Source organism: Clostridium acidisoli DSM 12555 (assembly GCF_900176305.1).
Taxonomy (GTDB): Bacteria; Bacillota; Clostridia; order Clostridiales; family Clostridiaceae; genus Clostridium_I; species Clostridium_I acidisoli.
The window spans coordinates 1-20,530 of record NZ_FWXH01000006.1; the positions used below are offsets into that span (position 1 = coordinate 1).

A 20,530-nucleotide genomic window follows, 5' to 3' on the forward strand; every position below is an offset into this window, starting at 1 on the left:
AAGGGTCGCTAAAGCGAGGTGAAGGGTTTGACAGGCGCTTTGCTGGTCAAAGGTGATGGGTTTTCCGTGGGAAAAAGCTATGGATGATTTTTCTCCGCTATGCTGAGAAAAATCTTTGAACTTAAGTATATTGTCCTTCACCTTTGACGGCTTTAGCTACGATAAAAAGATTTAACCTTGTTTCACAATTTTTTTGTGGTATGCTTCATCTTAATCTTTTAATAAAACGTCTATTTGCGTAAGCTATAAAAAGGGTTAACGCATAATCACAAATTAAAAATATAAATTCAATAGCTATTACAGCAAAAGCTAAAGGCAATTTTATTTTTAGGACATCCATAAAAAGTAGCTTATATATGTAATAAATTATAAACATACAGAGGTTAAAAAATATAAGCTTTAATAATATCTCCAGTGGAAGTTTATTAATTCTTTCAATATAATATTTTATAAAGCCATAGCTGCCAAAGAATATTATATAGGCAAATACGTTCCATCTAATTCCTAGTAGTAAAATTGATAAAATGGAAGCAGCAGCATATACAATTAAGCTATTTCTTATATTTGTTGTTAAAATAGATATTGGAATTATACATGATGCTACACCTAAAACATATAATTTAGTAGTAGGAATAATGCTTGAAAGGTAGATACACAAAACTGAAAGAGCTGTGTATATTCCTCCTTTTGCTAAGAGGCTCGACTTTGACATAAAATCTTCATCTCCTTTAACCTTTAACATCCACCGCCCATGCCACCGCCCATACAGTCACAAGCCTGCTCTGTGCACCAAATTGTAATACACATGTTCATACAATCATTGTCCCTATTGCCACCCATGCCGCCTCCATAAGGATTTCTATATGAGGTATTTCTTTGTGATAAAGATTGAAGAGCATTTCTATATTCAGGATTTTGAGGTTCCATATTATAAGCAGTGTTTATGTATGTGTAGGCATTGTCATACCAGCCTTTTCTAAGGTATAGATTTCCCATTAAGAAATTCCATTCAGCATCTCTAGTTTTTATTAAGTTTAGTTTTTGCTCAGCATTTTGTAAGTTCCCATTATTTATATCCATTCTTATAGAATTATATTCACTGCTGCTACTTGATGAATAATTTTGACTACTATAGTTACCATTGTGTGCGCTTCCACTTGAACTATTTTTTAATAGATAATCATAAGCTTCATTAACTTCTCGCATTTTTTCTTCGGCAAGTTCCTTTAGTGGGTTGTTGCCATATTGGTCAGGATGATATTTTTTAGCCTGTTCTCTATAAGCTTTTTTTATTTCTTCTTGAGAGGCGCCCTCTTTAACCCCTAGTACTTCATATGGATCTCGCATGTATAATTTCCTCCTCGTTTACGCTTAAATATATATTTTTATTATTTATTTTTTGAATAAGCTTTATCAAATACACTTTTCATTTTTCCTAATAAGCCATCTTGTAGTATATTATATAGAATATCATTATTTGTTCTAAGTGACAATTTATTTAAATTGTCAAAGCAATTTCTTGCAGAAGTAACTAACAGAAAATCGATTCTGTCTTTGATTGAAGCTCTAAACTGATAAAAATCTAAATTATCTTTGTTTAAAGTTTTACATAATGCATTAAATTTACCGTCTCGCATGTCTTCTTCAAGATCGTCAAAAGCATCGATAATATATATCCATTTTCCAAGGTTATAACCAAGATTATAAAGAGAATCCTTTTCTTTATTATTACCTTTATATTCACTAACTATAAATGCAGTTAATTCAGCAAATGGGTGTGACAATTCATCTATGCTTACATTATCTTCAGCATCCTCTAATATATACAAAGATTTTAATCTATCTTTTATAAAATCACTATGTGATTTAAGTGTGTCAGGAAATTTGTGAACATAATTCTTAATAAGCAGTGTAAACAATTTTGCTTTTAATGATTTATCATCTTTTATATCATCAGCAAGTTTATAATAAGCTAGAGCCACATTTAGAAAACTTGCGTAATCTAATGCTAAATTGTTAGTAATAAATATTCTTTTTTTCAGAGGATGAACAACACATCTAGCAGTTATAAAGTCACACGGTTTATCTTCAAGGGCATCTAAAAGTACTGCAATAAAAGTCATATCGTAATTAATAAGAAGCCTTGGAATATTGCCATAATTTTTTTTTATAGACAAGCAAAGCCCACAATAATAGGCTTTAAATTTCTCATAGTCTTTCATTTTAAGTTCAGGTTTAAATGGTGTAACATAACCAAACATTAAGGATAAAACAACACCTTTCTTTTTTGTCCACCAAATGGGTGAAATTTATTTTATTATAACATAGTAGACTTAATTGATATATGTTTTTCATTACAATTAGGTGGTTAAAACTTTTAACATATACGTACTGCAGCCTCTTAATATTTTGTAGGTCTAAAATAATTTTATATGTTATAATTATTTTATGAATTTTAAAAGTCTTAGGAAGGTGAAAAATTGGAATACGTTAATGAAGTTAATTTAAATGGGGCAACTATACATATATTAGATAATAATAGTGAAGAACCTGTTTATAATGAGTATCAACTTAAACTTATGGATGAAACATATGAATATATTTTAAAGCATATACAGAAGTGTCTTAAAGATGAAGAATTAAAGTACGCAGTTTTTAATAATGAAAGGAATATTGTAAAAGATGTTTCTATGGAGTACTTTAATGGTAAGATAGATTTAATTACAGCATCAAAGGATATAGCCAATCAACTTTTTGTTTTAATGAAGTCAAATGGAAGTATACCATCATGTGATTTAATGGTAGTGTCAATATCAACAGAATATGGATTAATGCTTGCAATTCTAAAAATGGATTACGTTAAAAATTATACTCACTCTATTGATTTTGTAGAAAATAAGATTGGTATAAACATTATCCCACAATTTGTAGGTCTTCCATCAGGAGGTCAAAGACTTCAAAAATGTGCTTTTATAAAACCATTAAAAGATGAAAATAAATTTGACTTAATGGTTATTGATAAACAAAGCAAAAGCAAAGATGCAGAAGACTATGGTTCTAATTATTTTATAAACAATTTTTTGGGATGTACTATTGTGAATAATGAAAGAGATGTCACTCGTAATTTTATTAAGACTACTGAAAAATGGACACGTGATAATTTAAAAGACAATGCAGATAAAGCGGAAATTGTAAGAACATCTATAAAGAAAAAGCTTAAAGAAGAAGATAACATAAATATAAATGAACTTTCAAGTGAAATATTTGGAGATAATGCTGAGGAATCACAAAACTTTGTACAGTATGCTAAAGAGCGAGGCATAACTGAAAATGTGGAAGTTGATAAGCAATGGATTGATAATAAATTTAAAAGAGTGAGACTTAAAATTGATAAAGAAATTGATATATATATCGATGAAGAAGCTTATAATGACAATTCAAAATTTGAAATTATAAGAAACGGTGATGGAACCATAAATATGTTAATTAAACATGTAAAAAATTATATTGAGAAATAGATATGAGGACATTCAAATTTGAATGTCCTCATATCTATTTTTAAAACAAGTTTTGAAGATTTATTGTTTCTAATTTCTTTATTCTTTCCAATAAAAACTCTATGCTTTCAGAAGATGCAAGTGCTTCTTCTTTATCTTTAGTTTTTATATATGCTTCAAGTTTATGCTCTTCTAGACTTAAATCATCTATCAGTGTATGATTTACGAATACAGAGCAGTTGTTAGAATATATGTGCCATTGATTAGACATTTCTTTTGATTTGCTGTTAGCTTTAGTCCAATTTTCTGATTGTATATATTTTTTTATTGAAGTATTTTCAGCATATACTTTATCAGATATATTATTTAAATATCTAACTGAAAAGAAGCAAATTAATATCACACCTATAAATAAAAATAAAGTCATAAATATGTTTTTCATATTTTCTCCTATTTTTTTGAATGCGCCTTATATGTTTGCATATAAAATTTACCTTTTGAATCTGATAGAGCGATAAAAACCTCTTTGGGAGAATTAATATTTTTACTATGTAGAGTTGTAAGTAGCCATTTTTCATCCATCCCAAGTATTTTAAGATTTTTATAATTAATCTTACCATCTAAAATTAAAGTTATAGGTATAGTGTCTTGAGAGCATTTTACATTCAAATCTTTTTTTGTAGTATTAGACAGCTCTGTTTTAGGTATAATAGACAACTGTCCACTTGTCTCAAGAATAGCAAATTCTATGTCTTCAAGGTTGTAATAACCTTTTAATCTTATTTCCTCTAAAAGGTCGTTTAGATTTAATCTTTGAGCCCGCATTATATCAATATCAATTTTACCCTTGTTAATTAATATACTTGGTTTGCCCGATATTACTAATCTTGCAGTTTCACTTTTTAGTTGTAATAAGGATATTAGTATTTCTAAAAATAATAAAGTTACAATTGGTATTACACCATGGATAAGTGGAATTCTAGTATCTTGCATTGGTAGAGAAGCAAGATCAGATATCATTATTGTGATTACAAGTTCAAAAGGTTGCAATTCTCCAATTTGACGTTTACCCATGATTCTCATAATTAATACTACTAATGTATATAATATAATTGTTCGGAGCATTATTATAAACATACAAGCCACCGCCTTATTTTAGTGCATACATATTGTTTGCAAGTTTCAAAAAAATAATACATTTATTATTTTTTTAAAGTATAATAATATTGTCAAATAAGAATGTCGAAGGTGAATGCATGAAAGCTTATAGAAGAACGTTACAATTTGTACTAATATGTGCAACTCTTGAACTATTCAAAGAGGCCAAAATAACTATAGAACATACCTTAGGAGAAGGACTTTTTGGAGAAATTCATAAAGACCACCAACTAACAGAGGAAGATGTAAAAGCAATTAAAGTAAAAATGTTAGAGATAATAAAAAAAGATATAAAAATAAATAAAGTTTCAGTGACGAGAAAGAAAGCTATAGAAATATTTGAAATGTATAAGATGGAAGACAAGGTTAAACTTCTAAAAACTATATCATATGAAAATTTGAAACTTTATGAACTTAATGGTAGATATGACTATTTTTATGGAGATATGGAGCCTTCAACTGGAGTATTAAAGGTTTTTGATCTTTTTAAATATGAATCAGGCTTTATTCTTAACTACCCAAGCGAGAAAGAACCTGATAAACTTATTGAGTTTAAGGAACAAAAAAAATTATATGAAATATTTCATGAAACAGAAAAATGGGGAAACATTTTAGGTGCTAGTGATGTTGGATCATTGAATGAAAAAGTTATAAATGGGGATATAATTAATATTATAAGAGTAGCAGAGGCACTTCATGAGAAAAAAATTGCATATATAGCAGATATGATAAAGGAAAAAAAGGACATAAAAGTAGTTCTCATAGCTGGTCCATCATCATCAGGGAAAACTACATTTTCTAAAAGGTTAGGAGTTCAGCTTAGGGTAAATGGATTTATACCTGTACCAATTTCTTTAGATGATTATTTTTTAAATAGAAAAGATACGCCTAAGGATGAAAATGGAAATTGTGATTTTGAATCAATTTATGCCTTAGATTTAAAATTATTTAATGAAAATCTTAAGGATTTAATGAATGGAAAAAAAGTTGTTTTGCCTAGATTTAATTTTAAAAATGGAGAAAGAGAATGGTGCCAAGAGGCCACTAGTTTGCCAGAGAAATCCATAATCATAATTGAAGGCATCCATGGATTAAATGAGCTTTTAACCTCATCAATACCTAAAGATAAAAAGTTTAAAATATATATAAGTGCTTTAACACAATTAAATCTTGATAATCATAACAGAATAGCTACCACAGATGTAAGAATCATAAGAAGAATAGTAAGGGATTATCTGTCAAGGGGTTATGGTGGTGAGGAAACATTAAAAATGTGGGATTCAGTTAGAAAAGGTGAAGAAAAAAACATATTCGTATTTCAAGAAGAGGCAGATGCTATGTTTAATTCAACTTTAGTTTATGAGTTATGTGCACTTAAAAAATACGCTATTATAGAATTAGATAAAATAAAAGAAGATAGTCCTGTATATGATGAAGGGGTTAGACTAAAGAGTTTCTTAAACTTCTTTAAAGAAATAGATGTAGAATATGTACCTGAAAATTCTATATTAAGAGAATTTGTTGGAGGAAGCTGTTTTTATAAATACTAAAGATAGATAGAGGTGTTTCAATGCGAGAATATAGTTGTTTCGATATTTTAGGTCCAATAATGATTGGTCCATCAAGCTCCCATACAGCAGGAGCGGCTAGGCTTGCAAAAATTGCAGCCATAATAGCAGGAGAGGATAAATTTAAAAAAGTTGAATTTTATTTACATGGGTCCTTTGCTAAAACTTACAGAGGACATGGAACAGATAAGGCTCTTGTTGCAGGAGTTTTAGGATTAAATCCTTGGGATGAAAGACTTAAAAATTCATTTGACATTGCAAAAGAAAATAATATGGAGTTTAGATTTATTGAAACTGATTTAGGTGATGAGCACCCAAATACAGTAAAAATTATATTTACAAAAGATAATGGAATTAATGTTGAAGTTATGGGATCGTCTGTAGGTGGAGGAAATATAAAAATTACGGAAATTGACGGACAAAAAATTGAATTCACAGGAAATTATCCAACACTTATAATTAAGCATAAGGATGTACCTGGAATGATATCAAAGGTAAGTACAATTATATATGAAGCGGAAATAAATATAGCCTTCTTAAAGGTATACAGAAAGAATAGGGGATATAAAGCCTCTATGATATTTGAAACGGATAGTGTTATACCAGAAGATATTGCGACAAAAATAAAAGCACTTGGAAATATAGAGAGTATAAGAATTATAAATCCAATTGTAGAAGCTGATTAAAAAAGAGAGCATAGGGAGAGAAAAGATGTTTGTAAATACAGGAGAAGAACTCATTGAGGTTTGCCAAAGTAAGAACATTAAGATATGGGAGTATACATTATCAGAAGAAATAAACAGAGATGTACAGTCTAAAAATAAAATAATAGAGAGAATGAAAAAAAACCTTGATGTAATGAGAGAAGCAGCAGAATATGGAATGAAACATGAGGTTACATCAGTAAGCGGACTTATAGGAAAAGATGCGGTAAAAGTATATAAATATGCAAAAAGTGGCAACACAATATGTGGAGAATTCTTAACTAAAGCAATGGCTAGAGCATTATCTTCTGCAGAAGTAAATTCAGCCATGGGCAAAATAGTAGCAGCACCTACAGCCGGTTCATGTGGTATATTACCAGCGGTTATCATTACTGTTGGAGAGAAGTATAAAAAATCTGATGAGGAACTTGTTAATGCCCTTTTTACAGCGTCTGGTATAGGCGTTTTAATAGCTAAAAATGCTACTTTAGCAGGTGCAGAAGGAGGATGCCAAGCAGAATGTGGTTCTGCAGCAGCAATGGCAGCGGCAGCTGTGGTGGAAATGATGGGTGGAACCGTTAAGCAATCATTAGACTCAGCAGCTATAGTTATAAAAAATATTTTAGGACTTGTATGCGATCCTATAGCAGGTTTAGTAGAAATACCTTGTGCAAAAAGAAATATAGCAGGTGCAGTTAGTGCACTGTCTACAGCAGATCTTGTTTTAAGTGGAGTGGAGAGTAAAATACCATTTGACGATTGCGTTAGTGCAATGTATAAGGTAGGGAAAGATATGCCATGTGAACTTAAGGAAACAGCTTTAGGAGGGCTTGCTGTAACTAAAAAGGGACTGGAGCTTAAAGAATTAATAAAAAATAATTAGGAGTAACAGATTAGGTTTTAAGTCATAAATTAATAGTGGGATTTTATTTGGAGGCTAATTTATGATTTTAAAGGGAAGTAAGACTGAAAAAAACTTATACAAAACATTTGCAGGAGAATCAAGGGCAAGAAATAAATATACATTTTATGCTGAAAAGGCAGGAGAAGAAGGATTACAATACATTAAAAGTGTATTTTTACAAACAGCTGAAAATGAAATGGCACATGCTAGAGAAGTTTTTAGAAGATACTTGAAGTTAGTAAAATCAACTGCTGAAAATCTTCAAGATGCATCAGAAGGTGAATCTCTTGAAAGCTCAAAATTATATAAGGAATTTGAACAAGTCGCAAGGTCAGAAGGGTTTACTGAAATAGCTGATTTTTATAAGGAACTTAGAGAAGTAGAAGAACACCATATGGAGAGATTTTCTTATATTCGGAAAAATCTAATTAACGGTAAAGAATTTAAAAGGAACCAAGATGTCATGTGGCAGTGTATGAATTGTGGATATATCCATATAGGAAAAGAAGCACCTGAAATATGTCCTTTATGTAAATTTCCAAGAGGTTATTTTAAAATTTATTGTGAAGATTTTAAATAGGAGGATTTGAAAATGTTTATATATTATCCGGAGTATTTTTTATGCCCTGATTTTGAGGTGACAGATATAGATGAAGAGCTTTCTAGAAGTAATGATTGCAGTGAGATAAATTTTGATGAGGATATAGATGTATATGAGAATATAGATGATGAATATTGTAATGAAGCAGTATATAAAGAGAATAATTAATAGGTATAACGGAACAATATAAGTAAATATAATAATTAGTAATATTCATATTTATAGGGTGAAGTTAATTGTCAAATAGAAAAGTTTTAGAAAATTACTATTCAGATATAAATAATCAAGTAGAGCTTTTGGGGAAACTTACAAATTCATATAGACTTTTAATTGGAGGAGCAGGGGAGTTAAATGGCATAGCACTAGCAACTAAAAATGATGTTAGGAATGCTATAAAAAGAGTAAATAAACTTGGGCAGGTCATAGATAACATATTGTGTGAAATGAATGAACATGATAAAGCATATATTAAGTACTGTAAGTTAAAGGATGAATTAATGCGAGAGTTAGTGGATAAAGTCTATATAAGTGATGAAATAGAAGAAGAATTTAAAAAAACTCCATAAAATGGAGTTTTTTAATTTCCTAAACTTTTTTAAACTTTAAATTACATACCATAAGGTAAGCTAACATTATGATAAATACTACGGTTATAGCAATATTTGGAGTTGAGTTCATTAAAAGTATTATTAATGAATAAAATGCAAGAATAACTCCAGCAGCAGTTATAGGAATTCCAGTAAAGTTTCCGTCGAAGGTTGTTGTATTAAACCTTGCTAATCTATATGCGCCTGCAATTGGAAAAACCAAAACTAGCACATAACCAATTGGTCCAAACTTTGAAAAATCATATAGATTATAAGCAAGTATAGATGGTGCAACTCCAAAAGAAACTAAATCTGCAAGTGAATCAAGTTCTTTACCGATTTCACTTGAAACGTTAAGAAATCTAGCAACTCTTCCGTCATATCTATCTATAAGTGCTGCTAAAAGTATAAATAAACAGGCCCATTTATAGGCTTCTACATTTTGAGACGATGCTTCAAATGTCATTAAAATAGATAACACACCACAAGCTAAATTACTAAATGTAAAAATATTTGGTACAGCATTTTTAGCCATTTTATTATCACTCCTATGTTTTCAATAAAAATATTAGATAATTCCTAAAAATAAAAGTAAAAGGTACATTAAACAATTATAACACAATAAATAAAAAAATCATGTTAATTTTTAAGTGTAATATTGTTATAATATATTATAACGCATTTTTTTTTATAAGTTAAGGGCTTATTCAATATATTATATTATAATTAGTTAGTTTTTTACAACTACTAGAAATGAAAGCATGAAAATGTTATTATATATCTTATAACGCAAGGGGAGAAAAAGTATGAAGGGTTTTATAAAAAACAACTTAAAGTACATAGGAATAGTTGTAGTGGTTATCATTATTTTACTTTCAATTTTTAGATTTAGAAATATATTGCCCAATATAAATCCAAAATATTTAAGACATTATATTTTAAGATATGGTAAATTTTCATCTTTAGTTTTTATTATAATTTACTCTTTAAGACCAATAGTACTCATAATACCTGCATCACTACTCTCAATAATAGCAGGAAATATCTTTGGATCATTTTATGCCTTTATCTTTAGTATGATCGGATGTTTTTTTTCAGCAACTTTGGCTTTTTTTCTTGGAAGAGCTTTAGGTAAACCATTTGTGGATAAAATTTTAAAAGGTAAAACTCTAAAGATAGATTCTGAATTAGAAAAACGGGGCTTTTTAATTATGTTCCTTATGAGGTTGTCATTTGTATTCCCATATGATGCTTTAAGTTACGCATCAGGACTAACTAAAGTTAAATATAAAGACTTTATTATGGGAACTATATTAGGAATAATACCTGAAATGTTTATATATTCATACATAGGTAGAAATTTAGGTAAACATACAATTAAAAGGATATTTGTGCCAATCATAATAATGATTATAATAGCACTATTAGCAAATTATATATATAAAAGCTATAAAAACAAGAAAAGGTAATAAATTAACGCTTATAATAAAAAAACTCTTGGTTAAAATACAATTAGGAGGTGTTTTTATTATGAAGGTTGGAGAAATTATGACTAAAAGCGTGGCAAGTTTAAACAGTGATGACACTGTTGAGAGAGCCGCTCAAATTATGAATGAACATAATATTGGATCATTACCTGTTTGTAGTGGAGAAAATGTAATCGGTATTATTACAGATAGGGATATTGCTGTTAGAAACGTTGCAAAAGGACAAAATCCTAGAGTTCAAACTGTAAGAGAAATAATGTCCTCTAATCCAGTGATTGTAGATCAGGATACAGACATTCACGATGCAGCTAGGATAATGAGTGAAAGACAAATAAGAAGGCTTCCAGTAGTAAAAAATGATAAATTAACTGGATTTATAGCTTTAGGAGATATAGCAACATCAAAGAACCTTAAAGATGATGCTGAAAATACACTATGTAATGTATCAGAGCCTTGTACACCAGTTATGTAGTTAAATTTGTATATAAACTGTAACATTTTATAAAAGTAGTAGAAATTTTTTATGTTTAAATATAAAATTATAATTGAAATTTGAATATAGGTTAGTATGTTTCAAATTTGGAACATACTAACCTAGTAAGAAATAATTAAATTTACATATTGATAGGAGAGTTAAGTATGAATAAAGTAAAATTTATTTATAATCCCTATTCAGGAGAAAATTCTATTGTAAATAATATAGATAAGGTTATAAAAATACATCAGAAACATGGATACACAATAATACCTTATAGAATAAGCATGAAGTTTGGAATAGAACAAGCGTTTGAAGATTTTGATAGAGATTACAAATATATACTTATAGCGGGTGGAGATGGAACTGTAGATAATGTTGTTAATTATATTAAAAACAATGACATAGATATTCCTATAGCAATACTTCCAACAGGAACTGCTAATGATTTTGCAAAATTTATTAATATGCCTATGGAAATTGAAAAGGCATGCAAACAAATATTAAATTCAAAAGTTAAAGAGATTGATTTAGGTAAGATTAATGATAAGTATTTTGTAAATGTTGCAAGTATGGGATTATTTACAGATGTGTCCCAAAAAACAGATATTAATATGAAAAATACCATGGGAAAACTTGCATATTATTTAAAAGGATTAGAACAGATACCGAATTTTAAACCACTTAAATTTAAAGTTAGTTCAAAAGAGAATAATTTTGATGGTGAAATATACTTAATGTTGATTTTTAATGGACAAACTGCTGGAAATATGAATTTTGCATACAAAGCTTCATTAGATGATGGACTTTTAGATGTAATAATAATTAAAACAAGTAAACCAGGGGATATTATTGGTCTTCTTTTTGATATGTTTAAAGGAAATCATTTAGATAAAAGTTCAAGTCTTATTTATTACAAAACAGACGAGCTGACCATTGAAAGTGATGAAGGCATAGTAACAGATATTGATGGTGAGAAGGGACCAGATTTTCCACTTAAAATTTCATGTGTAAAACGTGGACTAAAAATTTTAGGCATTGAGAATAAATAATAATAAATAATAATAATAATAAGTAATAAATGTTAGGAGGAATAGCATGCTTTTATATGCATATGTAACTCTATTATTACTTGTTATTTTTTTTGTATTCTTTGGGTTTAAAGTGGTGGCTAAGGTCCCTAAAAAAATTAGAAACTTAAGCATAATAACATTGATATTTATTTTAATTAGATATACAATATTAATTTTAATGTTTTTACAGGACAATTCAAAATATATGTATATGTTGAAAGTATTTTACTTTCTATACTTTATCTCTATACCTATGTGCGGCATGATATCTATATACATACTTCTAAGAAGTGACAAAATAAACTTTTCAAATATAAATTTAATGTCATTAATACTTATAACTTTATACTTAATAACAATTTTAAAAATACCTGCAGATATTACGTTGTCATCTAATTATGTATTAGGTTATACAATAAAATTAGAAAATAATTTTTTTTACATTGATATTCTATATCTTATATTTAATGTCATATTTTTAATTATATCAGTTAATATTTTCAATAAAAACAAATCAGACAAATTTGGAAGTTCAATTGCAATATTTTCCTCACTTTCTACTATAGTAACAATAATGCTTCCGTATGTAGTAGATAATGTGTTGCCACAATATGTGATAGGCGAATTACTTTGGTGTATAACCCTCGTATACTGCTTAAAAAAAATAGAAAAAAATAATTAACCATTTTAAGGTATTATTCTATAAAATTTCTTGAAGTGGGCAAATCTAATATATATAATTATATTATGAGATAAGCAAAAAGGGGAGGGTGTATGGGTTTGGAAAACTTATATAATATTCTAGAAGTTGATTCTTTGGCAGATGAAAAACAAATCAAAGTGGCTTATGCAAAAATGGTAAGAAAATATCCCCCAGAAAAGGCTCCCGAGCAATTTAAAAAAATAAGAGAAGCTTATGAAATACTTATAAATCCATTAAGAAGGGCTGAGTATATAGCAAGAAGTAAATACGGTAACAAAATTAATGAATTAGAGAAAAAAGCTGATGATGCTGTTGAAAATGGAGAGTATTACGAAGCTGTAAATCAGTATAAGAAAATATTGATTATAGAACCTAGCTTAAGTTATATAAAAAACAAATTGGCATTAACCTTTCTATACAATGGACAAACTAAAGAGGGCATAAACCAGCTAGAGGAATTAGTAAGGTTTAACTCTAAAAACTCAGTATATTTAGGGAATTTAGGATACGCATATAAAAAAAATGGAGACATAGAAAAGGCAGAAGAGTATTTAATTAAGTCTCTTTGTATAGATGGGAAAAATGAAGAGAATGTTTCTATAATTTCTGATATTTATATAGAGCAAAACGAATATAATAAAGCTGTACAATATTTAAGAAAAGCAGCTGAAACAAACAAAACTTATGATTTCAGGGAATTTATTTATTATTATGAAATTATTCGTGTGTGTACTTTTTCAAAAGAGATAAGCATTATAGAAGAAACTATGAATTACATGTGTAAAATAATTCCGAACGATAAAGAAACAAAAAATTATGTTTTAGGAAGGTTTTATTACCTTGCAAAAAGTCTTTATAAAATGTTAGATTATATTAGCTCAAAATTAATAAGCAAAAAAACTATTGAGATATGTGGAGACAATGAAACGGTAAAAAAGATTTATGAAGAATCAAAACGATTGTTAAGACTTACAGAAAAATTTAATAAACTTCTAGAGGATGATCGGATAATAGGTATTCTAAAAACACCTATATATTATTATTTATATAGGTTTAGATTATCAAATTCTCAGTATGAAAGAGATGCTAAAGAAAATATAAATCAAATTAATAATGCAATTTTATTAAATAATAAGGATATGTTTGACTCAGTACACATCATAAAAGAGGAATATTTAGATTTATATGATTTAAAGCGCGATTTATATGATGAGATTAATGATAAAATATGCAATATTGTTAAAGAAGTTGAAAGGGATTTTTGAAATATGAAACAAGAAAATAATATTGAGTCTAAAATAGACAATATAGAAAAAATGAATAAAAAGTTGTTGTTGTCTTTAGAATTTTTAAGGGATAATATTAACGAAAAAAAATCACTAGAAGCTGAAGAAACAAATTTAAAGATAATTAAAACATTAATATATATCCTAGATGAAATTGATAATATAAATAAGTTTGCAATAGATACTGGTAATCAAGAATTAGTAAACAACATAAATGGTGTACAGAAAAATATAAAAAAAAATTTAATAGGGATAAATGTAGAAGAAATACCTACTGCTAATGAAATATTTGATAATAAAATTCATAAATGTGTTCAAGTTATAGAGAGTTCAAATGAAGATAAATTTAAAATAGTTAATGTAATAAAAAAAGGGTATAAATACAATGGAAATGTAATTAGACCAGCAGAGGTAATTGCTACAAAGTAGGGGGGCTTTATCATGAAAATTATAGGCATTGATTTAGGAACAACCACAAGTGAAATTGCGTATATAAAAGATGGAAAACCAGAAATAATAACTAATGATCTAAAAGAAAAAGTCACACCATCCGTTATTGGAATAACAGAAGAAGGAAAATATGTTGTTGGGGAATATGCGAAAAGGCAGCTCATATTAAAGCCGAATAAAACGGTTGCAGAGGTAAAAACTTTAATTGGAATGGATAAAAAAATAATTTTAGACAAAAGAGGTTATTTACCAGAAGAGATATCTGCAATATTACTTAAGGAACTTAAAAATTATGCTGAACAATTTTTAGAAGATAAAGTTGATGAGGCAGTAATTACAGTACCTGCTAATTTTAATTCGTTACAAAGACAAGCTACTAAAAGGGCGGGTGAAATGGCAGGATTTAAGGTAGATAGGATAATAAATGAACCAACGGCAGCAGCAATGGCATATGGACTTAGTAATTTAGAAAATGAAGAAAAAGTTTTGGTTTATGATTTAGGGGGAGGTACATTTGATGTTTCTGTATTGGAATTGTTTAGTGGAATATTAGATGTAAAGGCAAGTAGAGGGAAAAACAAGCTTGGTGGTAAAGACTTTGATAAAAGAATTGTAAATTATGTTGTTGAAGAATTTAAAAAAACCTATTGTATAGACTTATCTGAGAATATAATAGCTATGTCTAGAATTAAAGATGCAGCTGAAAAGGCAAAAATAGAACTTTCATATAGAGAAGAAACTGAAATTAATCTACCTTTTGTTGCTGTAGATAAAAACGATAAACCATTAGAAATAAAATTAAAGTTAACAAGAGAGAAAATGGACGAATTAATTTATGATTTAATTAGTACTACTGAAAAAATTATTGATGATACAATTGATGCAGCTGGTTATACTGATGAAGATATAGATGTGGTACTTGCAGTTGGTGGATCTAGTAAGATGGATTGTGTTAGAAACTTATTAAAGGATAGGTTTGGAGAAAGATTAAAACTTGGAGTAAATCCAGATGAAGCTGTGGCATTAGGTGCTGCAGTACAAGCTGGTATAAAAAAAGATGAGATAAGTTCTGAAGATGGATTAATTATTACGGATAATTGTCAATATAACCTTGGTATAAGCGTTGTTGAGTATGGAGAGTACGGAAGACGATTTGATGGTATATTTGATCCGCTGATTAAAAGGGACACAAAAATACCGTGTACAATTCAAAAAAATTATTATACAAATTATGATTATCAAACAGAGGTAATTATAGAAGTATATGAAGGAGTATCAAAATCCGTTAATGAAAACATCCATATTGGAAGTGTGGTGCTTACTGGAATACCAAGTGCTTTAAAAGGAGAAGAGGCTCTAGAAGTAAGCTTTTCATATGATTTAAACGGAATACTTGAGATAATTGCAAAGGTTATAAGTACAGGGAAAAGTATATCAGCTAAGTTTGATTTGAATGGATTTGATAATTCATTAGTTTCAATTTCTGACTTTATTAATACAAAGAAAGAGGAGAAAGGTAAGTTAGATGAATGGAAAGATTCAAAACTTGCTAATGAAATAAAATTTACTATTGAAATAGCTGAAAAGAAACTTGAAAAATTAGATGATGATAACAAAATAGAAGTTGGTATTGTATTAAACAAACTTAAAAAGGCTGTTATTGAAAATAATAAGGAATTAGTAGAGGTGTATGATAAGAAATTAACGGATATGCTTTTTGATTTGAGCTGATTTAAAAAACATAATATTAAAGCTTGAAAAACAACTAACACTCAGAGGGGTAATAAGCAGCAGCCCAACTGAGTGTTAATTTCATTTTACCTTGTTTTTTTACTATTTGAATTATTCTTTAGTGGAGTATGTTTTCTATGCCCACTTGATCTTTTATGCCTAAAATTAGGGGATGCTGGAATAAGACAATCAGGCCCGCCACCAATTAAGTCGTCCCTATTAGCAGCTAATAAAGCTTCTTTAACTATTTTATAGTTTTCTGGTTTACTGAATTGAAGCAAAGCTCTTTGCATGTTTTTTTCATGTTGTTTTTTAGGAACATACACGGGCTCACCTGTCATTGGATCAAGACCTGTATAATACATGGTTGTAGATATACTTCCAGGGGTTGGGTAAAAGTCTTGAACTTGTTCAGGTGTATATCCCATCTCTTTAATGTATAATGCAAGCTCAATAGAAGCATTTAAATCACTTCCTGGATGGCTAGACATAAGATAAGGTACAAGATATTGTTTCATTCCTAAACGATTATTTATCTCGAAATATTTTTTTACAAATTTATTATAAACGGATTTTCCAGGTTTACCCATTTTATTTAAGACTCTGTCACTTATGTGTTCAGGAGCAACCTTTAATTGACCACTTATATGATATTTACAAAGTTCTTCAAAAAATTTTGTGTCTTTATCATAAATTAAATAATCATATCTGATACCAGAACGTATAAAAACTTTTTTAACCTTTGGTAATGCTCTTAACTTTCTTAAAAGACTTAAATATTCAGTATGATCCACCTTTAAATTTTTGCAAGGAGCTGGAAACAAACATTGCTTTGTTTTACATACACCACGTTCTAGCTGCTCTTTGCAGGATACATGCCTAAAGTTTGCAGTAGGTCCTCCAACATCATGGATATAGCCTTTAAAATCATCATAAGTTGTCATTGTCTTTGCTTCATCAATTATAGAATCTTGACTTCTATTTTGTATTGTTCTTCCTTGATGAAAGGTGAGTGCACAAAATGAACACCCGCCATAACAGCCTCTATGACTTGTTATGGAAAATTTAACTTCATTTAAAGCTGGAATTCCACCACTTTCATTATAAATTGGATGGTAAGTCCTTGTATATGGCAAATTGTATGTCTTATCCATTTCAGCTTGAGATAGTGGATATTGAGGAGGATTTTGTACAACATATCTATCTCCATGTTTTTGTATTAATGTTTTGCCTCTAAAAGCATCTTGCTCCATAGATTGAAGTTTATACGCATTTGCATATGCTTTTTTATCCTCTAAAACCTCTTCAAAAGATGGTACTTCAACATAGTCTTTTAAAGAACTTATATCTGAAGTTACATAAGTTGTACCAAGAATATCATTCATAGATTTTATATTCATACCATATTTAAATAAGTTTGCAATTTGAACTGTAGTTTTTTCTCCCATTCCATAGGATAAAAGATCAGCTTTAGAGTCAATAAGTATACTTCTTCTAACTTTGTCTTCCCAATAATCGTAATGAGCAAAACGTCTAAGACTAGCTTCTATACCGCCTATAATTATAGGAACATCTTTATAAGCTTCTTTTGCCCTATTGCAATAAACAATAACAGCTCTATCTGGTCTGTGACCACCTTCCCCACCTGGTGAATAAAAATCATCATGCCTTTTTTTCTTTGCAGCTGTATAGTGATTAACCATAGAATCTATATTTCCTGAATTTATAAAAAACGCATATTTAGGTTTTCCTAAAGCTTTGAAATCATCTGAATTATGCCAATTTGGTTGAGGAATTATGCCAACTGAAAAACCTTCACTTTCAAGCGTTCTACCAATTATAGCAGTACCAAAAGATGGGTGATCTACATAAGCATCACCTGTAATTATTATAAAATCAAGTTGATCTATTCCTCTTTCTTCTAAATCCTTTTTACTTATAGGTAAAAAAATGTTCTTATCTTTCATTGTATTGAATCTCCTAATTAAAATTAGTTGTTAAACCATTAGATAATCTTAACATAATACGCCATAAATATAAACAGAGTTCTAAATTTTAATATGCTTAAGAGAATAGTTATTGTTTATTTGGAGAAAAATAAAGTAAATTAAGTTTTTGATAGGAGGTAAATTGAACATGCTTACGATAAAAAAGAAAAAATATATGTTTGTTTGTATAGTTGTAATATTGGTATCATATTCAGTAACATCCATAGTTTTTCCTTTTAACAATGAATGTAGAGATGCAGCTAGTTATAAATATGGAGCTAGTGGAGCTATTGTTACTCAAATACAAACTAAATTAAAAAATTGGGGATATTATAAAGGTAATGTAGATGGAAAGTTTGGATATAATACTTATCTTGCAGTTAAGGCTTTTCAAGGAAAAAATGGATTAAAATCAGACGGAATCGCAGGTGATTCAACACTAGCAGCATTAGGTATAAATCAGGCACCAGCAAGTACAAGTAAATACTCAGGAAACAGCCAAGAACTTATGCTTTTAGCAAGACTTATTAATGGAGAAGCAAGGGGAGAGCCTTATGAAGGGCAGGTTGCAGTAGGTTCAGTCGTAATAAACAGAACGAGGGATCCAAGATTTCCATCAACTATAGCAGGAGTAATATATGCTCCAGGTGCCTTTACTGCTACTGTAGATGGGCAAATTAATGCTAAAATTGAGCAGAATTCTATAAATGCAGCTAGAGATGCGCTTAATGGATGGGATCCATCTGGAGGAGCCTTCTATTATTTTAATCCTGCAAAAACAACAAATGCATGGATATGGTCAAGACCACTTATTAAGATAATTGGTAAACATAGATTTTGCAGATAGGATAAATTAAGTTTGTTCATAATATAAAGAGATTGCAAAGTAATGGTGAAGGGTTTTATCCTTGCAAAGGCTCGGATAAAAGGTGAAGAGTTTACTGATAAATCAGTAAAGGATAAGGAAATTTTTCCTCCTACGTCAGAAAAATAATGAATTTAAGTTCAAAGATTTTTCGTAGCACAGCGGAGAAAAAGCATCCATAGCCTTTTCCCACGGAAAACCCTTCACCCTCTCCACTATACTTTGCAATATCTTCTTATTAAATAAAACTAACTATTTAATAGGGCATTCTCTTCTTGGTATTTTAAATTTAATGGCCTTTTCTATTTCATTAAGGGTTCTCTCATCCTTTGGATCTATAAATAAACATGTATATCCAGCCTCGCCAGCACGACCAGTTCGGCCAATACGATGTATATATGACTCCACGTTTTCTGGAATATCATAATTGTACACGTGAGTGACACCACTTACGTCAAGTCCCCTAGCTGCAACATCTGTAGCTATTAAATATTGAATGTCTGCAGCTCTAAAAGATTTCATAACGCGTTCACGTTTTGATTGAGCTATGTCACTATGAAGTTTTTCACAATTATATCCACGCCTGTGAAGTGAAAGTTCAAGGTTATCAACCCTTCTTTTAGTTCTACAAAAAATTATGCTCATAAACGGATTATCTTGGTCCAAAATAGTACATAATGCATCCTCTTTTTTTCTGTCAGTAGTTTCTATAACATATTGTTTAATGTTATCAAGTGTAACTTCTTCTTTTTTCACAGTAATAGTTAAAGGGTCACTCATATATCTGTAAGCTAATTTTTTTACATCAGAATTCATAGTTGCAGAGAAACAAAGTGTCTGATGTTTTTTTGAAGTTTCTTTTATAATGGACTCAACATCATTTTTAAAACCCATAAGCAACATTTGATCTGCTTCATCTAAAACCAAAGTTTTTAATTTGGTAAGATCTATTGTTTTTCTAGCAATATGATCTAAAAGCCTACCAGGAGTTGCAATAATTAATTGAATGTTTCTTTTGAGTTTTTTAAGTTGTGCACCAATATCTTTACCACCATATGTGGCTAAAATGTTTATATCTTTAGCTTCCTTAAGTTTCATTGCTTGTTCAGTTATTTGAAGGGCTAATTCGCGTGTTGGAGTTACAATTAACGCCTGAACTGAATCAATATTAGGCGATAAGTTCTCAAAAATAGGAAGCAAAAATGCAAGTGTTTTTCCAGTTCCGGTTTGTGCTTCAGATATAACATCCCTACCGGCTTTTATCGGAATAATACTTTCTTCTTGAATTTTTGTAGGCGCTGCAATACCTGAGTTTTCTAACACATTTATTATATCTTCACTAATACCTAGCTCTTTAAAATTCATAAAAATTCACCTTTTCTTTAAATAATTTTGTTGTGTTGAATTAACAGTTTACTTTATTATAGACTATTTCACAATAACAAAATAAAAA

At 29.3% G+C, this 20,530-nt stretch carries 23 protein-coding genes; 15 read left to right on the forward strand and 8 right to left on the reverse strand.

The annotated features are described in order from the left end of the window. Nucleotides 1-205: 205 nt before the first annotated feature. Genes B8978_RS09685 through B8978_RS09695 form a run of 3 tightly spaced genes read right to left on the reverse strand, consistent with a single transcriptional unit; the run spans nucleotide 206 to nucleotide 2,261 of the window. The gene (locus B8978_RS09685; protein ID WP_242950533.1) at nucleotides 206-742 is read right to left on the reverse strand and encodes a hypothetical protein; all 537 of its coding nucleotides are present in this window, start codon (nucleotides 740-742) and stop codon (nucleotides 206-208) included. Continuing rightward, nucleotides 736-1,347: a J domain-containing protein gene (locus B8978_RS09690; RefSeq protein ID WP_084115619.1), complete on the reverse strand. Its 612-nt coding sequence runs from the start codon at nucleotides 1,345-1,347 to the stop codon at nucleotides 736-738. Before B8978_RS09690 ends, B8978_RS09685 begins: the two co-directional genes overlap by 7 nt. Nucleotides 1,348-1,388: 41 nt before the next feature. Beyond that, nucleotides 1,389-2,261: a DUF5685 family protein gene (locus tag B8978_RS09695; RefSeq protein WP_084115620.1), complete on the reverse strand. Its 873-nt coding sequence runs from the start codon at nucleotides 2,259-2,261 to the stop codon at nucleotides 1,389-1,391. A gap of 219 nt (nucleotides 2,262-2,480) precedes the next feature. Between B8978_RS09695 and B8978_RS09700 the strand changes: the two genes are divergently transcribed. Beyond that, nucleotides 2,481-3,518, forward strand: coding sequence for a nucleoid-associated protein (locus B8978_RS09700; protein ID WP_084115622.1), 1,038 nt, complete (start codon nucleotides 2,481-2,483; stop codon nucleotides 3,516-3,518). 40 nt (nucleotides 3,519-3,558) lie between these two features. Here B8978_RS09700 and B8978_RS09705 read toward each other — a convergent pair whose 3' ends face one another. Further along, complete coding sequence (locus B8978_RS09705) at nucleotides 3,559-3,939, reverse strand: DUF4363 family protein (RefSeq protein ID WP_084115624.1); 381 nt, start codon at nucleotides 3,937-3,939, stop codon at nucleotides 3,559-3,561. A gap of 8 nt (nucleotides 3,940-3,947) precedes the next feature. After that, entirely contained in the window at nucleotides 3,948-4,634 is a 687-nt protein-coding gene (locus tag B8978_RS09710; RefSeq protein WP_084115626.1) for a DUF421 domain-containing protein, read from the reverse strand. A 119-nt stretch (nucleotides 4,635-4,753) separates the two neighbouring features. On the opposite strand from B8978_RS09710, the gene B8978_RS09715 reads away from it, so the two are divergent. The 6 genes from B8978_RS09715 to B8978_RS09735 all read left to right on the forward strand — a co-directional run bounded on the left by B8978_RS09715 (nucleotide 4,754) and on the right by B8978_RS09735 (nucleotide 8,998). After that, a complete protein-coding gene (locus B8978_RS09715) occupies nucleotides 4,754-6,205 on the forward strand; it encodes a nucleoside kinase (RefSeq protein WP_084115628.1) in 1,452 nt (483 codons plus the stop codon). A 20-nt stretch (nucleotides 6,206-6,225) separates the two neighbouring features. Next, the gene (sdaAB, locus tag B8978_RS09720; protein WP_084115630.1) at nucleotides 6,226-6,909 is read left to right on the forward strand and encodes an L-serine ammonia-lyase, iron-sulfur-dependent subunit beta; all 684 of its coding nucleotides are present in this window, start codon (nucleotides 6,226-6,228) and stop codon (nucleotides 6,907-6,909) included. A 25-nt stretch (nucleotides 6,910-6,934) separates the two neighbouring features. Further along, nucleotides 6,935-7,810, forward strand: coding sequence for an L-serine ammonia-lyase, iron-sulfur-dependent, subunit alpha (sdaAA, locus tag B8978_RS09725; RefSeq protein ID WP_084115632.1), 876 nt, complete (start codon nucleotides 6,935-6,937; stop codon nucleotides 7,808-7,810). Nucleotides 7,811-7,871: 61 nt separating this feature from the next. Beyond that, nucleotides 7,872-8,411, forward strand: a complete 540-nt coding sequence (locus B8978_RS09730; RefSeq protein ID WP_084115634.1) for a rubrerythrin family protein — start codon at nucleotides 7,872-7,874, stop codon at nucleotides 8,409-8,411. A gap of 12 nt (nucleotides 8,412-8,423) precedes the next feature. After that, nucleotides 8,424-8,600, forward strand: a complete 177-nt coding sequence (locus tag B8978_RS19840; protein ID WP_176212668.1) for a hypothetical protein — start codon at nucleotides 8,424-8,426, stop codon at nucleotides 8,598-8,600. A gap of 68 nt (nucleotides 8,601-8,668) precedes the next feature. Beyond that, nucleotides 8,669-8,998 (forward strand): hypothetical protein, encoded by a 330-nt coding sequence (locus B8978_RS09735; protein WP_084115636.1) that lies wholly within the window; start codon nucleotides 8,669-8,671, stop codon nucleotides 8,996-8,998. A 19-nt stretch (nucleotides 8,999-9,017) separates the two neighbouring features. On the opposite strand, the gene pssA is transcribed toward B8978_RS09735, so the two are convergent. Continuing rightward, nucleotides 9,018-9,554, reverse strand: coding sequence for a CDP-diacylglycerol--serine O-phosphatidyltransferase (gene pssA / locus B8978_RS09740; protein ID WP_084115638.1), 537 nt, complete (start codon nucleotides 9,552-9,554; stop codon nucleotides 9,018-9,020). A 271-nt stretch (nucleotides 9,555-9,825) separates the two neighbouring features. Here pssA and B8978_RS09745 point away from each other — a divergent pair, with 271 nt between their 5' ends. From B8978_RS09745 to B8978_RS09775, 7 genes are all read left to right on the forward strand, one after another. Then, a complete protein-coding gene (locus B8978_RS09745; protein ID WP_084115640.1) occupies nucleotides 9,826-10,488 on the forward strand; it encodes a TVP38/TMEM64 family protein in 663 nt (220 codons plus the stop codon). Between the two features lie 61 nt (nucleotides 10,489-10,549). Next, nucleotides 10,550-10,978, forward strand: a complete 429-nt coding sequence (locus tag B8978_RS09750) for a CBS domain-containing protein (RefSeq protein WP_084115642.1) — start codon at nucleotides 10,550-10,552, stop codon at nucleotides 10,976-10,978. A gap of 167 nt (nucleotides 10,979-11,145) precedes the next feature. Next, nucleotides 11,146-12,033, forward strand: coding sequence for a YegS/Rv2252/BmrU family lipid kinase (locus B8978_RS09755; RefSeq protein ID WP_084115644.1), 888 nt, complete (start codon nucleotides 11,146-11,148; stop codon nucleotides 12,031-12,033). A gap of 46 nt (nucleotides 12,034-12,079) precedes the next feature. Then, nucleotides 12,080-12,736 carry a hypothetical protein gene (locus B8978_RS09760; protein WP_084115646.1) on the forward strand — a complete coding sequence of 219 codons (657 nt, stop codon included), beginning with the start codon at nucleotides 12,080-12,082 and terminating at the stop codon, nucleotides 12,734-12,736. Nucleotides 12,737-12,834: 98 nt separating this feature from the next. Further along, complete coding sequence (locus tag B8978_RS09765; RefSeq protein WP_176212669.1) at nucleotides 12,835-14,022, forward strand: J domain-containing protein; 1,188 nt, start codon at nucleotides 12,835-12,837, stop codon at nucleotides 14,020-14,022. Between the two features lie 3 nt (nucleotides 14,023-14,025). Continuing rightward, nucleotides 14,026-14,472 (forward strand): nucleotide exchange factor GrpE, encoded by a 447-nt coding sequence (locus B8978_RS09770; protein ID WP_084115650.1) that lies wholly within the window; start codon nucleotides 14,026-14,028, stop codon nucleotides 14,470-14,472. A gap of 12 nt (nucleotides 14,473-14,484) precedes the next feature. Continuing rightward, nucleotides 14,485-16,224 (forward strand): Hsp70 family protein, encoded by a 1,740-nt coding sequence (locus B8978_RS09775; RefSeq protein ID WP_242950534.1) that lies wholly within the window; start codon nucleotides 14,485-14,487, stop codon nucleotides 16,222-16,224. A gap of 86 nt (nucleotides 16,225-16,310) precedes the next feature. Here the strand turns inward: B8978_RS09775 and B8978_RS09780 are convergent, their stop codons facing one another. Then, the gene (locus B8978_RS09780; RefSeq protein WP_084115654.1) at nucleotides 16,311-18,191 is read right to left on the reverse strand and encodes a YgiQ family radical SAM protein; all 1,881 of its coding nucleotides are present in this window, start codon (nucleotides 18,189-18,191) and stop codon (nucleotides 16,311-16,313) included. Nucleotides 18,192-18,360: 169 nt separating this feature from the next. Between B8978_RS09780 and sleB the strand changes: the two genes are divergently transcribed. Then, entirely contained in the window at nucleotides 18,361-19,059 is a 699-nt protein-coding gene (sleB, locus tag B8978_RS09785) for a spore cortex-lytic enzyme (RefSeq protein ID WP_084115656.1), read from the forward strand. Between the two features lie 270 nt (nucleotides 19,060-19,329). Here sleB and B8978_RS09790 read toward each other — a convergent pair whose 3' ends face one another. Then, nucleotides 19,330-20,442 (reverse strand): DEAD/DEAH box helicase, encoded by a 1,113-nt coding sequence (locus B8978_RS09790; protein ID WP_084115658.1) that lies wholly within the window; start codon nucleotides 20,440-20,442, stop codon nucleotides 19,330-19,332. Nucleotides 20,443-20,530 lie beyond the last annotated feature (88 nt).